The organism is Neotamlana sedimentorum (assembly GCF_000943565.1).
Taxonomy (GTDB): Bacteria; Bacteroidota; Bacteroidia; order Flavobacteriales; family Flavobacteriaceae; genus Neotamlana; species Neotamlana sedimentorum.
This window is the reverse complement of record NZ_JTDW01000004.1, coordinates 242805-257937: the sequence shown is the minus strand read 5'-3', so window position 1 is coordinate 257937 and position 15133 is coordinate 242805. Positions and strand designations below refer to the sequence as shown.

Annotated in this window: 18 protein-coding genes; 5 read left to right on the top strand and 13 right to left on the bottom strand. The window is 29.5% G+C overall.

The annotated features are described in order from the left end of the window. Genes PW52_RS06085 through PW52_RS06055 form a run of 7 tightly spaced genes read right to left on the bottom strand, consistent with a single transcriptional unit; the run spans position 1 to position 4623 of the window. Positions 1–540, bottom strand: coding sequence for a mechanosensitive ion channel domain-containing protein (locus tag PW52_RS06085; RefSeq protein WP_044632035.1), 540 nt, complete (start codon positions 538–540; stop codon positions 1–3). Positions 541–550: 10 nt separating this feature from the next. Then, on the bottom strand, positions 551–1489 hold the full coding sequence (locus PW52_RS06080; RefSeq protein WP_044632034.1) for a hypothetical protein: 939 nt from the start codon (positions 1487–1489) through the stop codon (positions 551–553). Between the two features lie 26 nt (positions 1490–1515). Then, positions 1516–2106: a Maf-like protein gene (locus PW52_RS06075; protein WP_044632033.1), complete on the bottom strand. Its 591-nt coding sequence runs from the start codon at positions 2104–2106 to the stop codon at positions 1516–1518. Then, on the bottom strand, positions 2106–3020 hold the full coding sequence (locus tag PW52_RS06070; RefSeq protein WP_044632032.1) for a geranylgeranylglycerol-phosphate geranylgeranyltransferase: 915 nt from the start codon (positions 3018–3020) through the stop codon (positions 2106–2108). The genes PW52_RS06075 and PW52_RS06070 overlap by 1 nt, the downstream gene beginning before the upstream one ends. Before the next feature lie 3 nt (positions 3021–3023). Further along, complete coding sequence (locus PW52_RS06065; protein WP_044632031.1) at positions 3024–3341, bottom strand: hypothetical protein; 318 nt, start codon at positions 3339–3341, stop codon at positions 3024–3026. Between the two features lie 3 nt (positions 3342–3344). Beyond that, positions 3345–3875, bottom strand: coding sequence for a KdsC family phosphatase (locus PW52_RS06060; protein WP_044632030.1), 531 nt, complete (start codon positions 3873–3875; stop codon positions 3345–3347). Next, positions 3856–4623 carry a Rossmann-like and DUF2520 domain-containing protein gene (locus tag PW52_RS06055; protein ID WP_044632029.1) on the bottom strand — a complete coding sequence of 256 codons (768 nt, stop codon included), beginning with the start codon at positions 4621–4623 and terminating at the stop codon, positions 3856–3858. The genes PW52_RS06060 and PW52_RS06055 overlap by 20 nt, the downstream gene beginning before the upstream one ends. A 58-nt stretch (positions 4624–4681) precedes the next feature. Here PW52_RS06055 and PW52_RS06050 point away from each other — a divergent pair, with 58 nt between their 5' ends. The 3 genes from PW52_RS06050 (at position 4682) to PW52_RS06040 (ending at position 9280) form a co-directional block, all read left to right on the top strand. Continuing rightward, positions 4682–5071 carry a group III truncated hemoglobin gene (locus PW52_RS06050; protein ID WP_044632028.1) on the top strand — a complete coding sequence of 130 codons (390 nt, stop codon included), beginning with the start codon at positions 4682–4684 and terminating at the stop codon, positions 5069–5071. 154 nt (positions 5072–5225) lie between these two features. Continuing rightward, positions 5226–8420 carry a cytochrome c biogenesis protein CcsA gene (ccsA, locus tag PW52_RS06045; protein ID WP_044632027.1) on the top strand — a complete coding sequence of 1065 codons (3195 nt, stop codon included), beginning with the start codon at positions 5226–5228 and terminating at the stop codon, positions 8418–8420. 131 nt (positions 8421–8551) lie between these two features. Further along, positions 8552–9280: an FkbM family methyltransferase gene (locus tag PW52_RS06040; RefSeq protein ID WP_165586763.1), complete on the top strand. Its 729-nt coding sequence runs from the start codon at positions 8552–8554 to the stop codon at positions 9278–9280. Here PW52_RS06040 and PW52_RS06035 read toward each other — a convergent pair. Then, complete coding sequence (locus PW52_RS06035; protein WP_044632025.1) at positions 9277–9993, bottom strand: DUF3307 domain-containing protein; 717 nt, start codon at positions 9991–9993, stop codon at positions 9277–9279. The two genes, PW52_RS06040 and PW52_RS06035, sit on opposite strands and share 4 nt — an antisense overlap. Next, positions 9990–10589 carry a SatD family protein gene (locus tag PW52_RS06030; protein ID WP_044632024.1) on the bottom strand — a complete coding sequence of 200 codons (600 nt, stop codon included), beginning with the start codon at positions 10587–10589 and terminating at the stop codon, positions 9990–9992. Before PW52_RS06030 ends, PW52_RS06035 begins: the two co-directional genes overlap by 4 nt. Before the next feature lie 149 nt (positions 10590–10738). Between PW52_RS06030 and mscL the strand changes: the two genes are divergently transcribed. Continuing rightward, a complete protein-coding gene (gene mscL, locus PW52_RS06025; RefSeq protein WP_044632023.1) occupies positions 10739–11185 on the top strand; it encodes a large conductance mechanosensitive channel protein MscL in 447 nt (148 codons plus the stop codon). A 17-nt stretch (positions 11186–11202) separates the two neighbouring features. Here mscL and PW52_RS06020 read toward each other — a convergent pair whose 3' ends face one another. The 3 genes from PW52_RS06020 to PW52_RS06010 form a co-directional block, all read right to left on the bottom strand. Next, positions 11203–11817, bottom strand: coding sequence for a class I SAM-dependent methyltransferase (locus tag PW52_RS06020; RefSeq protein WP_044632022.1), 615 nt, complete (start codon positions 11815–11817; stop codon positions 11203–11205). A 33-nt stretch (positions 11818–11850) separates the two neighbouring features. Then, positions 11851–12609, bottom strand: a complete 759-nt coding sequence (locus tag PW52_RS06015; RefSeq protein WP_205618123.1) for a GIY-YIG nuclease family protein — start codon at positions 12607–12609, stop codon at positions 11851–11853. Positions 12610–12793: 184 nt separating this feature from the next. After that, positions 12794–13453, bottom strand: coding sequence for an HAD family hydrolase (locus PW52_RS06010; RefSeq protein ID WP_044632020.1), 660 nt, complete (start codon positions 13451–13453; stop codon positions 12794–12796). Positions 13454–13556: 103 nt separating this feature from the next. Here PW52_RS06010 and rlmF point away from each other — a divergent pair, with 103 nt between their 5' ends. Next, on the top strand, positions 13557–14435 hold the full coding sequence (rlmF, locus tag PW52_RS06005; protein WP_044632019.1) for a 23S rRNA (adenine(1618)-N(6))-methyltransferase RlmF: 879 nt from the start codon (positions 13557–13559) through the stop codon (positions 14433–14435). Between the two features lie 3 nt (positions 14436–14438). On the opposite strand, the gene PW52_RS17075 is transcribed toward rlmF, so the two are convergent. Next, a complete protein-coding gene (locus tag PW52_RS17075; RefSeq protein ID WP_052823402.1) occupies positions 14439–15128 on the bottom strand; it encodes a DUF2490 domain-containing protein in 690 nt (229 codons plus the stop codon). Positions 15129–15133 lie beyond the last annotated feature (5 nt).

Sequence of the window (15133 nt, the reverse complement as noted above, 5' to 3'; positions counted from 1 at the left end):
TTAAACAGCATCGCCATCGTCTTCATGCAATTCTACTATGGCATCTTTTTTAATTAAAGTGACCGCTTTTTGTAACATGAGATTGTTAGGATATGTAACTAAATCTCCATTTTCTAGTCGTAAAATAAGTTGAAACGCTCTTATATCTTCTATAATTACAATTTCGGGAAAATCGCTATCATGAATTTTAATTTTATCACCTACTTTATATGGAAAATTAAAAAACATAATAATACCTGAAGTAATGTTACTTAAAATAGACCAAATAGCAAATAAAGCAATACCAATTACGGTAAAAACAGATGAGAAAAAGAAGGCTAAATCTTTAAAATTTGTAAAAATAACCGCCTCAATAAGTAGTAATAATAAAAATAGTGCTACCGTAATATAGCGCTGGATTAAGCGAATTCTAGCATCATTAATTCCATTTTTTTTAGCGATTTTAGTTACCCCGAAGGTTACAATTATTTTTATAAAAATTATTGAGACTATTACAATAGTCGAAATTATGAGTTCGTTTTTATATTCAACAAATAGCATAAGAATAAGTTTAGTTTAACAGAAGAGTATCTCTAAGTGTTTCGTTTTGTATACTTTTCTTGTTCCAGTAATTAGTTTTTATTGTTTTTAGTTTAATGGCTTTGGTTGTGTTATTATTTACTGTTTCTTCCCAACTAAGAATATCGTAAGGAAAATTTTGATTAAAATTAATAATTAAAGTACGATTTAATTCTGGATAATTAATTTTATAGGTATTAGGACCAAGGGTTGCATAAGCTGCGTAAGTTTTTAATTTAAAGTGATGAAGTCTTAAGGTTTCTAGAGATGGAATAATTTGTAAATTGCCAGTAGGTAATAAACTTGGAGCTATGCGTAATTGTGTCCACAATTCATTCTCTAAAAAATTTTTATCTAAAACCAAGTTATAATCAGCATCATTCTCAAAATACGAATGCGTTGTTATTTCAAAATTATTTCTATTATTCAATTGCGTGTAAACGTGTCCACACCATTCTTGAATCGAGGCTGAAACTTTTAAGGCATGTTGATTGTTTGCAACAGGGTAAAATGTACTTTGCATTATAGAATAAGGGTAAATTCCTGTTATAAAGTTTTTAGTAGCATTTAGTTTTAAAACCGGTATGTTTTTAGAATTTTGCTTATCTGCTTTAACTTGTTTAATAGGCAGAAAGTCTTCGGTTACATAAACTAAAACAGCTGTACCTTCTCGAAGTTCACCATAACGATATTGTTGTAATCTGTAAGATGATATTTCAGCTTCACCGGCATACCAATAAGCCTTAAAATTTTGTGAAAGTGGTTGTTTAGGCTTAGCAATATGATTTTTAAAATCCTTTGATTTTTCATTATTTACATTATCGGTTAATATTGCGTTATTCTTAGTTTCAGATTTACAGGATTTTAAAATAACAGAAAGGAAAATAAAACTTAAAAGCAATTTGTGCCGTATATTTAAAGTGAAAAGCATAATTTTTTATTTAAAACTACGAATAATTAATCTTCAACCATAGCATTTAACGTTTTATAAAGAAGATGTACTGGTAACCCCATAACATTAAAATAAGAACCTTCTAATTTCGTAACGCCTATTTGCCCAATCCACTCTTGTATGCCATAAGCCCCTGCTTTATCAAATGGTTTATAGTTTTTTATGTAATAATTAATTTCATCATTTGATAGTGCTTTGAATGTAACTTTCGTACAGTCGAATTGTGTGTTTTGAGATGAAGCAGTTGTAAAACATATTGAGCTTATAACTTCGTGAGTTGTATTACTTAATGATTTTATTAAGCTAAACGCTTCACTGGCATCACTGGGTTTACCTAATGCTTTGTTGTTATGCCAAACAATGGTGTCGCTAGTTATTAAAATATCATTTGGACCGAGTTCCGATTTATAAGGTAACGATTTTAATTCTGCTAAATAATTACTAATTTCAAAATGAGTTAATCGATTTGGATATTCTTCTTTTATGGGTTTTAAACGAATTTCGAAATTTATTCCTAAATCCTTTAAAAATTGTTGTCTTCTAGGAGAGCCAGAAGCAAGTATAATATTATGGTTTTTAAGTTTATCTGAAAGCATTATGTTAAAATTACATACTTATATAAAAGTAATGAAAGTAAACCAAAAACCATGACTATTTTATATACATTGCTAAGGTGAGTATAATCTGTTTTTGTTTGTGCGCTTAAAGTTTTTATGCAAATGTAGAGTAGTGGAGCTACTACAAAAACTAAAAAATATATAACTGCAAAAGTATGTTTATATAGCCTGTTATTAATATGAATAATAATAAGTAAAAGTGGTACAAAATTTAAAATTGATAAAATATACTTTGTGTTTTTTTTACCTAATATTATAGGAAGTGTTTTCATGTTTTGATTTAAATCGCCTTCATAATCTTCAATATCTTTAGCTATTTCTCTTAATAAATTAATAGTAAATGCGAATACAGAATATTTAAAAATAATTTTGAAAAAGGCTATTTGAATAACCTTGTTATCTGGAGTTAAAGCCGGAAGTAATTCAAAAATACCAACTATTAAAATACTAAAGCCAACTAATACAGAAATTATCACATTTCCTATAATTGGTAATTGTTTTAAGTATGTGGAATACAAATAAAGTAATACCGATATAATTATAAATAATGAAAAAAAAGGAGGTTTATTAACAATATACGATACAAGAAAGCCACATAAAACACCTAAAATATTAAGTATAACAAAGGCATTAAAAGCCCATTTTTCAGAAATAATTTTGCCAATAATTACTTTTTCTGGTTTGTTAATTGTATCGGTGTTAACATCATAAATATCATTTATAATATTACCTGCCGCAGCAATTAAAATAGTAGTTAATATTAGTAGTAAAGTAGCAAATGTATTCAAGCTAGTTAAAACACCAAAAGGTTGTAAAAATGCATATTTAATTAACAGTTGTGCTAAAATTAAAATGATTAAATTTTTATAGCGTACAAGTTTTAAAAATGCCATAATTTAAGCTTTATCCATAATGTTGGTGACAAGAATTTTTAAAAAAACTAAGAAAATAATAAGTAAAAAACTGGCAAGAATATAAACTCTAATACTCTTTCGTTTTTCAGATTTTCTAATTTTATTCTTAATAGTTTCTTTTTCTTCTTTGGTAAGCTTTTTATGAAGAAAATCTAGCTCAAAATGTAAATGAGTTTCGCTATTTAATTTATCTTTTAAACTAGAAAAAGCACGCCTAGAACTTTGGTTAAAAACACTTTGATTGTTGCCAAAGCCACTATAACCAAAACCATTACCTATGCGTCTGCTAGTTCTTTTCAAATTTTAATCGTTTTTAGCCGAGAAATTTCCAGCCCATTTGCCTTGTACTTTTAAAACTTGCTCGATAACATCTCTAGCAGCGCCTTTGCCACCTTTTTTATGAGAAATGTATTTTGCTACATTTTTAACTTCCGGCACAGCATCTTGTGGGCAGCATGGTAAGCCAACAACTTCCATAACAGGAATGTCTGGCATATCATCACCCATATAAAGTACATTTTCGGGTTTTATATTCTTTTTAACAAGATAATCATTTAGCTGATTAATTTTTTCGTGTGCATTTAAGTAAATATCTTCTACACCTAAACCTTCTAAACGTTTTTTTACACCTTGGTTAGTTCCTCCAGTAATAATGCAAAAATTAAACTCATTTTTTATGGCGGTTTTAATGGCGTAACCATCTTTGGCATTCATACTTCTTAGTAATTCGCCATCATCGGTAACTAAAACCATGCTGTTGGTTAAAACACCATCAACATCAAAAATAAAAGTAGTAATATGTTCTAAATATTCTTTATAGCTTTTTTCTTCCATGTGTTATTTGAATAGATTCGGTTAAGAGCTTATAAATGCCTTTGTGGTGCTCGTTACTTAATAGTTTTAAGTGATTTTTTATGGTTTTTTTATCATCACGCTTTGCAGGGCCAGTTTGCGCCATGTAAGGCGAGTGGTCTTGCACTTTTAAAGCTGTTTCTAAAATTAGTGGTTTTAGTAAATCGAATTCGGCACCTTCACTTTCTGTAATTTCATGAGCTACACGATATAATTGATTGGTAAAGTTATTCACAAAAACGGCAGCCAAGTGTAAAACACTACGTTGGCTACTATTTACTTTTTTGGTTGGGCTACCTAAACTTATAGCAATAGCTTTTAGGGTGTGATAACAAGGTTTTTCAATGGTTTCAATACAAATAGGTACGTTTGCGAAATCTATTTTAGCATCTTTACTAAAGCTTTGTAAAGGGTAAAATACACCGCGTTTATGTTTTTTATCTAAATCGTGAATGTTTACACTTCCAGAGGTGTGCACAACTAATCGGTTATCAAAGGGTAATTGTGATGATACTTCCGCTACAGCGTCATCGCTAACAGCTAGAATGTATACATCTGCTTTATCAAGTTGTTTTAAATCGTCTATAATATTTACATTGTTTTTAAACGAACTAATATGGTTTAAATTTCTACTATACCATTGTTTTACAATAACTTCTTTACTGTTTTGTAAAGCTTTAAATAAATGTGTGGCTACGTTGCCAGCACCTAAAATTACTACTGAAATCATAAAGCAAAAATAGAAATAAAAGAATAATAACTATACAAAACCTGTATCTTTGTTTAATATGGATAAACCCGATTTGCAAAATAGAAAAGATGTGTATTTATTAGTGTCATCGTTTTATAAAAAAGTAAAAAACGATGAAGTTTTAGCGCCTTTCTTTCATGTAATTAATGATTGGGATGATCATTTAGAAAATTTAACCAGTTTTTGGGAGTCGAGTTTGTTTTTAAAAACGAAATATTATGGCAACCCTTTAAAAACGCATATTCAAATTGATGAAGATAATAAGCATGTTATAAATCAAGAACATTTTGGTTTATGGCTAAATTTATGGTTAGAAACTGTTAATGAGTTATTTGAAGGTGAATATGCAGAAATAGCCAAAAATAGAGCCCGAAAAATGAGTACATTTCTTTACATGAAAATTTTTGAAGCTAGAACGGTAAAGTAATTTAGAGGTTTACCAATAGTAATTAAAAAATTTACTTTTAGTACATCAAAGTGTTTATTTATCTACAATTAAGTGCCGTATTAAGTTAAATTTAACACCCGCAAATAAACATAATTGGTTAAATTTGCAAAACCTTTAAAAAAAGGGTGAAATTATGCAAAATAAACTAGCCAAAATTCTCTTTTCAACACGTCTTACCGCCATTTTATTTATTGTTTTTGCCGCTGCAATGGCAACAGGTACATTTTTAGATGCCGGACAAGAAACATCTCCAACGCCATATACACGAAATTTAATTTATAACACGTGGTGGTTCGAAGCTATTATGGTGTTTTTTGTAATCAACTTTGTTGGTAACATTAAGCGTTACAAACTTTATAAAAAGGAGCAATGGGCTACTTTTATTCTTCACATAGCGTTCATTTTTATTTTGTTGGGTGCTTTTGTAACACGTTACACGGGTTTCGAAGGTATGATGGCCATTCGAGAAGGAGCAACAGAAAGTTCATTTTTATCAAGAGAAACATATATTACTGCCTTTATTGATGGTGATTATGAAATAGATGGTGTTCGCCAAAGGTTAACCGTTCAAGATAAAGTTGATTTTTCAGGAAGAATGGATAACAATTTTAGTATTGAAACTAAATACAACAATCAGCCAGTAAGTTTTGAGCTAGAAAAATTTGTTGTTGGTGCAGAAAAAGATATTGTGCCAGATGAAACGGGAGAATCTTACTTAAAGCTAGTTGAAGCTGGACAAAACGGGCCACATAATCATTTTTTAAAAGAAGGTCAAGTAGCAAGTATACACAACATACTTTTTGCATTAAATAAGCCAACTCCAGGTGCCATAAATATTACAAATTATGGAGACTCTTTAACTATTAATTCTCCTTTCGAAGGTGAGTATATGGTTATGGCAACTATGGCACAGGGTAAGTTAATTAAAGATACCATACAACCATTGGCATTAAGAGCAAGATATGTAATTGGTAATATGCAAGTGGTGTTTCCTAAACCTGTAGTTAAGGGGGTGTTCGATGTGGTTAAAAAATCGGAGTTATTTAAAAACGATGAAGATGGTGTGGTTTTAAATGTTACTGCAAACGGAGAAACCAAAAAGGTGGGATTAATAGGAGGCATGGGAACCAATAGTAAATTTGAGCAAATTGAAGTTGGAGGTTTAGAAATTGCTTTAAACTACGGCTCGAAAGTTTTAGAATTGCCATTTTCTGTAAAGCTAAACGATTTTGAAGCTGAAAAATATCCTGGAACCGAAAAGCGCTATTCTGCTTATTCAAGCGAAGTTACTGTTATTGATGAGGGAGCCGAAAGTTTCGACTATAAAATATTTATGAATAACATTTTAGATTATAAAGGTTATCGGTTCTTTCAATCTGGTTTCGATCCAGACGAAAAAGGAACAATACTATCTGTAAACCATGATTATTGGGGAACTATGATAACCTATTTTGGTTATTTAATGTTGTATTTAGGCTTAATGGCTATTTTATTTACTAAAAGTTCGCGTTTTGGCGATTTAAAAAAGCAATTAGATAAGGTTAAATCCAAAAAAATAAAAGCCGCCACTATTTTATTATTATTTGTTGGTTTACATGGTTTAGCTCAAGAACATTCTGCTAACGATGGACATAATCACAGCACGCCACAAAAATCAAGTAAAGCTCAAATTGATTCGCTTTTAAAGGCTAATGTTTCTCCAAAAGGTCATGCTAATGAGTTTGGACATTTAGTAATTCAAGATTTAAGCGGCCGTATGATGCCTGTTAACACTTATGCTTCAGAGTTATTAAGAAAGTTAAGTAAAAGCGATACATACGAAGGTTTATCTGCAGATCAAGTATTTCTTTCAATGCAAGAAAGCCCGGTATTTTGGTACAATGTGCCCATTATTTATTTGCGTCCAATGGAAACGGATTCTTTAAGAACTATAATTGGTGTACCTAAAGAAGGAAAACATTTTGCTTTAAGCGATTTTATAAACGAAGATGGTTCATATAAATTAAGTCCATATTTAGAAGAAACTTACAGTGCTGCTATTCCTAACGGATATCAAAAAAAAATAAAAGAAACAGACGAGCGTGTTACTTTACTCTATAATACCATTCAAGGCGCGTCTTTAAAATTATTTCCAATACCAGAGGATGAAAACAATAAATGGATTTCTTCTTACGAATACAAATTAGGTGCAGTTCCTATACAAGATTCGCTTTATGCCAATTTTATAAAAAATGGATTAGAGGTATACTTATATACCTTAAATCAGGCTAAACAAACAGGCGATTTTTCTCAAGCTTCAAAAATTGTGGAGTCCTTTAAAAAAACTCAGCAAAAGTATGGCGGAGAAGTTATGTTAAGTGATAAAAAAATAAAAACGGAAATACTTTATAACAAATACGACATTTTTAAGAAGCTGTTTAGTTGGTATATGTACGCTGGTACATTAATGTTTATTTTAATTATAATTCAAATATTTAAAGATAAAAGCAAAGCATTAAACCTATCGGTTAATATTTTTAAGTTCATAATTTATGGGGTTTTTATTTTACACACAGCTGGCTTAATTGCACGTTGGTATATATCTGGACATGCGCCATGGAGTGATGCTTACGAGTCTATGATTTATGTAGCTTGGGCAACTATGTTTTTTGGTTTAGCCTTTGGTAGAAAAAGCGATTTAACTTTAGCTTCAACAGCATTTGTAACTTCAATGATTTTAATGATTGCACACTGGAATTGGATGGATCCTGCCATTGCTAATCTACAACCAGTTTTAAATAGTTATTGGTTAATGATTCACGTAGCGGTTATAGTTGCTAGTTACGGTCCATTTACTTTAGCTATGATTTTAGGTGTTGTGGCACTATTTTTAATGGCATTTACCAATAAAAATAATAAAGTTAAAATGGATTTAAACATTAAAGAGCTTACTATAATTAACGAAATGGCTTTAACTGTTGGTTTAGTTATGCTAACTATTGGTAACTTTTTAGGTGGTATGTGGGCTAACGAAAGTTGGGGACGTTACTGGGGTTGGGACCCTAAAGAAACTTGGGCTTTAATTAGTATTATGGTTTATGCCTTTGTAATACACATGCGTTTGGTTCCTGGTTTACGAGGCCGTTGGATTTATAACTTATTATCTATTGTGGCTTTTGCTAGTATAATGATGACTTATTTTGGTGTTAATTTCTACTTAGCAGGTTTACACAGTTACGCAAGTGGCGATCAAATTGTAAGTTTAAAATTTATTGGTATAGCTTGTGGAATAGTTGCTATTTTAGGTTTTGTTAGCTACAGAGGCTATACAAAATATTATAAAAAATAATCATGCATTCCAAGGTTATTAAGGTTTTAAGTAAACTAAAGGTTTTTAAATATTTAAAATTAAATAAAAGCATAAACCTTAATAATAAAAAATTTATAATTCCTATAAATAATGATGTAGGGCAGTTACATTTGTCTAACCCAGAGCCATGGATGCTAGACCTTCTTAAAACACTCTCACCATTAATAACTTCTACTTTTGTTGATGTGGGAGTAAATATTGGACAAACTTTATTAAAATTTAAAAGTATTTTCCCAAATAGTTATTATCTGGGTTTCGAACCTAATTTAGTATGTTTTAATTATCTTGAAAACTTAATCAAATTAAATAAGCTTAGCTCAGTTAAAGTCTTGCCTTTAGGAATTTCTAATAAAACTAATTCCGGTATTTTATATTTGTTTAATAATAATGATACGGACCCTTCAGCTTCAATAATTGATGGTTTTCGTCAAAAAAATCAAATTAAAAAACAAATTGATATTCAATTGTCTACATGGTCAGATGTAAAACACAAATTTGATTTTAAAAATATTTCTGTTTTAAAGATAGATGTTGAGGGAGCAGAGTTAGAGGTTTTGCGGAGTTTCGAAAAAGATTTAAAAAAATATTCTCCAATTATTATTATTGAAATCTTACCGGTTTATAACATAGAAAATGAATTAAGAATAAAAAGACAGAACAGTGTTCAAGAGTTAGTTTTAAATTTAGATTATGTTATGTTTAGGGTAGTTAAAGAAAAAAAGAGACTTTTAAAATTTGAACAAGTTGAAGTTATTGGTATTCATGAAAATATTAATGATTGTGATTATGTAATGGTGCCTAAACAAAAGCTAAGACATTTTAATAAATTAATTGTTTAAATTAAGTCTTTTATATAGCTAAAAGTAATGCCAAATATTATGGCTAACCCAAAACTAAGTAAGGTTCCAATTAAAATATATTCGGTTAATTTTCGGTCTTTTGCCTTAGATAAATCGCCAAAACGAAACACCGATTTTGCAGCAATTAAAAATCCAATACCTTCCCAGTGTTGGGTAATTACAAATGCAAATACAAATAAACGCTCGAGCATGCCAATATAAGCTCCAGCTTTTTCTAACGAAGCTTCTTCGGTATATTCCTTTAAATCCCATTTAGAGATTATGGTTTTCATAATTATTGAAGATACATAGGTTATACCAATAATAGATGTAACGAATAATAGAATTTCTGTTTTGTAAAATAGTTTAAAACTAAAGGTTACTGGTTCGTATATTCTTAAAACAAGACCTAAAATTATAATATGCGCCAATTGGTCTAAACCAAAAAGAATTCTTGAATTTATTTTAGATTTTAAATTGAGTTTAATAACGTCAATTATATAATGACTAACAATAATTATTAAAATTCCTAACCAATATTTGAAATTCGCTTGAAGCACAAAAAGTAAAGCGCCTAAGTGAACTAAAATATGAAAATATAGGTATTTAGATTTATGCTTATAAGCTTCCTTATGCGTAACCCATTTTTGTGGTTGCAGTAAAAAATCACCAATAAAATGAGCTAAAATTAATTTAATGGCTAAGGCAATCATAGTTGTTGTATTTGGTTTTTGTAATAGTCTAGAAGTTTTAAAATTTCATCAAAACCACCACGTTTAAGCCCTTCACTAATATTACTTTGCGATTTTTTTAGTAATTCGGCTATTTCGTTTTGTTTCATGTTAGGATTTTCTAAACTCGTTTTTATAATTAATGATGAAATACTAGTCCAGTTATTCATGGTAAGTTGTGCTAGTTCTAACATAAGGTTTAAAGTTATATCGAAATTTTTAAACCTAGATTTAATAGCCAAAGTATTTTTCTTTAAACTTTCAAAACATTCACCAGAATTTATAAAAGCAGATCCATTTGATTCTGTAATTTTATAAGAGTCATAATTTTTTTCACCTAAGCCGATAGCAAGTCTAACATCAATATTTTTATATTGTTTAATAGTGGATTTTATTAAAAAACTGGCAAAAAGAGCATCTTCAGGTTTAACTTCTAATTGAAAACTATCACCACGAAAAATTTCCCATGTTTTTGGGGTTTTACCAAAATAGAGTAGGCAAGTTTTAAGTGAATTTAACCATTGTTCAGGTTCACTTTGCCTTGAATTTATAATATCACCAGTAATTATAGCTATCATTTTTAAATATTATTTATTCAAAAATATATTATTTTTATCAGATAAACAAAAATATCCTTTAATTATAAGATATTTAATATTATCTTTTTTTTAACAGATATTTTAAAATGAATTTTTATATTTAAAATAATAAATTAAAATATAAGTATATGAAGTTATTTAATGAGTTTAAAGAATTTGCTGTAAAAGGAAATATGATGGATATGGCCATAGGTATAATAATAGGTGCCGCCTTTAACAAAGTTGTAGATGTTTTAGTTAAAAAAGTATTTTTACCACCTTTATCTTTATTAACCGATGGTGTAAACTTCCAAGATAAGCGTATTATATTAAAAGATGCCGTAAATAATGTAGATGGAACAATAAAAACCGAAGAAGTAGCTATAGGTTATGGTGCTTTTGGTGAGGCCATTATAGATTTTATAATAATTGGATTTACTGTTTTTGTAATTGTAAAGTTTTTAAATAAATTAAGAAATAAAGCACAAGACACTAAAGATAAAACCGTGGTTACTCCAAAAGATATTGAGTTATTATCTAAACTTACGGATTTAATGGAGGAGCAGAATAAATTATTGAAACTAAGTAAAAAGTAGAAACGTAGAAGATGGCTTTATTTTTTACACATTATCATCCAATGTTTTTCATTTGGATTTATAACGGGTTCATTAATTTCTTTGGCCGTTAATAAATTATAACGCCCAAATTCTTCTTTTACAGAGTCTTCGTTATAAAAATATAAATTTAAACCATTGGGTGAAAAATAAGTGTTTTCGCATATTTTTTCACCCAAACCAAATCGCTTATCGTTAATAGATAAAGCTACAAAAATCATAATACCGCTAGGTTTTAATTGTGTGTAGCAATCCTTTATAAGCTTTAGTCTGTCAGCTTCATTTAAAAGGTGAATGAGCGAGTAACAATATATGGCATCATAAAGTATGCTATCAAACGGCATATTAGTAACAGAGCCATGATGTATAATTGTAGTATTTTCAAAATATTTACGAGCTCTTTTAATGGCAGTTTTAGAAATTTCAATGCCAGTAACATTAATACCTTTATCGTAAAAAATTTTAGCATTTCTACCATATCCAAACCCTGGAATTAGTAAGCTTTTTACGTTATGCTTCTCCAGAATATTGAGTACATGTTTGGCGTTATCTGTAGGTGTTTCGCCCCACATTTTATCGTTATTTTTAAAAATGGATTCCCAAAATTCTGCCATGTGATAGTTTCCTAACCTTTTTGGTTAACTTTTTTAAGCATTAGTAATTTCCTGAACTTCTCTAAATGTTTGTCCTTTTGCATTTACCCATTCAGTAAATCCATTCGAATTTCTTCCTAAAATCATATTAGAGGCAGCACTAGGACTATTAAATATGGTGTCTTCAACAAAAATTAATTTATCTTTATGTTCTTGCATTATTTCAGTTTCAACTAATTTTCTTCTCATGTTTCTATAAGTTTCGGTACAAGAATTAGATAGATTCTTTTTAGCTTCACTTCCTTTAAGAACAATATAACCTTGGTCGGTTTCTTTCATAGAAGCTTTAAAGGTTTTTGTCTTAATGTAATAGGTTTCATGAGTGAACTTAGATTTTTCAATTTCAGCCTCAGTAGATTGTTTAATTGTGGATGATATAAGAAACTTAAATCCCATAACGGGAAGGATTAACTTGATTTGTTCTAGAAAATATTCCATATCAGAAATATCTGCCTCATGTAAAGTTGGTAAACTAGGAGAATTTCCATTATCAATTTGTGCGGTTTTAGCTTCAACTGCTAATTGTACAAGTCTAGATTCTAAATATCTTATCTGTGTTTTTGTTAGCAATTCATCTTTACTTACAAAAAATATAAGCTCTTTAAAATCTTTATTTGGATCACTTAAATGTTGTTTTAAACGAGTTTTTATGTTCTCAGCTTCTCCAATATAAATTTTCTCATCAAAAGCATCATCTGTAGGATCTCCTTTTAAACAATAAATACCAGGATTATCAAATTCACTTCTGTTCATTATTTTATTAACTGATGCACGTGGACTGTAAATGGCTTTGCCAACCCAATTTCCGATTTCACTTAATCGTGGACCATATGCTGTTCCATCAATCATATAAACTGTTAATTTTTTTCCCATTTATGAATTTTAGATAAAATGAATTAACTGAAAAAATAGTTTAATTAAGTTAAAGTTATAAAAATCAATCCAAAACCTCACGTAACTTCTCAAAAGCAATCGCATCAAAACTAGTTACAACTAAATTGGCAGTGCTATAATCTTGGTTTGTTGAATGTAAACTATCGTAACCAACGCAAAAAATATTTGCAGCATTAGCTGCTTTTATGCCATTAGTAGAATCTTCAATAACTAGGCACTCTTCATTTTTAAAACCTGTAGACTCTGCGGCTTTTATAAAAATTTCTGGATGTGGCTTGCTTTGTTTTAAATCGGCACCACTAAATTTAGCCGAGAAGTATTGATTTAAATCAAAACGTTCAAATATTTGATTTATACTTGGCATTGATGCCGAAGAAGCTAAAACAAGCTTTAAACCATTGGCATGATAATTTTTAATTAGCTTTAAAACACCATCGATAAGTTGTAGTGCGTCATCATTTTCAAAAATATTTTTGTAATGTTTTCGCTTAAGCTTTACCAGTGTTTCTGGAGCTTCATTTAAATTAAAAACTTCACATACTTTTTTGCAAACGTTAAGTGTAGATTGTCCTGTAAACGATTCGTATAACTCTTTAGATACATTGGCGCCAACATCATTAAACATTTTATGGTAAGCTTTATGGTGTAAAGGTTCGCTATCAATAATAACACCATCCATATCAAAAATTACGGCTTTAAGCATAATAGTTTTTTTAACGAATATATATGAAATTGAAAAGGCTTCCTAAATTTCTTTTGGTGTTTTAAAATTATATAAGCACTTTAGCCAATAAATATTTTAAAAAATTAAAACGAAAACAGAATTACATAAGAATAATAAGCATAAAGCTGGTTATAATCTAGATGCTTTATGTTTGGTTTGTCCGGAGTTAAACACTTTTGTTTATGTAAATAAATACAATAAAAAAACTATAGATTTTGCTAATCCTAAGGCTGTAAAACTTTTAAATAAAGCCTTATTAATTAGCGGTTACCATATTGAATATTGGGAATTTCCAGATGATAATTTATGCCCGCCAATTCCTGGACGAGTTGATTATATTCATTATTTAAATGATTTATTAATAGGCCATAACATTACTAAAAATATTTTGGTTTTAGATGTAGGTACTGGAGCAACATGTATTTACCCATTGTTAGGCTATGCGGAATATAATTGGCAATTTGTAGGAACCGATATTGATAAATCTTCTTTAGAAAGTGCGGAACATATTGTTGCATCAAACAATTTATCAAAAAAAATTTCCTTTAGGTATCAAAAGGAAGTAAAGCATATTCTTGATGGTGTAATAAAGCCATCAGATAGATTTTCGGTTTCTATGTGTAATCCGCCCTTTTACAAATCAGAAAAAGAAGCTATTGATGCTACCACAAGAAAGCAAAATAATTTAAAGACTACAAAAGAGAAATTAACGAGAAACTTTTCGGGTAAACATAACGAACTTTGGTATGAAGGTGGCGAAAAGGCTTTTCTTCATAATTATATTTATGAGAGTACAGGTTTTAAAGATAATTGCATTTGGTTTACATCTTTAGTATCTAAAAAAGAGTTACTTAAGGGTTTAGAAATTTCTTTAAAAAAAATAAAAGCTACTCAAGTAAAAATTATTAATATGGGACAAGGCCATAAATTATCTAGAATTATAGCGTGGACATTTCAATAAAATTTAATTATTGGTTTTCCTAAAATCTATTTTATAAAAAAATCCTAATTGTAAACGGTGTAAATCTAGCCCTTTTACTTTTCTGTTTAAATAACCTACTTGTACATTTGCCGATTTAAAAACATTTACACCAAAAGCCCCATAGGCTCTGTTTTCTGTAAAGCCATCATTTTTATTGGTTTGTATAGTCCAAATAAACTCGTTGTGTAATCGTATAAAAAAGGTGTTATTTAATTTTATTTTAGTGCCTAATCTATAACGTGTTCTGTGGTGTAAAACATTTTCAGTTGGTTCAGGTTTATTTAATAAACGTTGTTCAAGACGAATTCTTAAATCAAAAGGTAATTTTGCAATAGTTTGTTTGTATCCTAATTGTTCGTAAAATCTATTTTCGTAGGTATGTGTTCCAGGTTTGTTAAATCCGCTATCAATATCATTAAAACCATAAGAAGCCGAAGCTGTTAATTTTGAATTTACATGATAGTTAAAAACTAAGCTGGTAAACAAAAAGTTGAAATTATCAGGAATTTCATAATGCCAAGATTGAACCACATTGCTAATACTAACTTTGTCTGTAAGTCTGTAACTAGCGCCATAGGTAAACCAAGACCCTATTTTGTCTTCTACTGGAGATTGGGCAAAAGTTGTGCTTATCGTAATGAATACGACACTTAAAATTATATGTTTTTTCATGATTA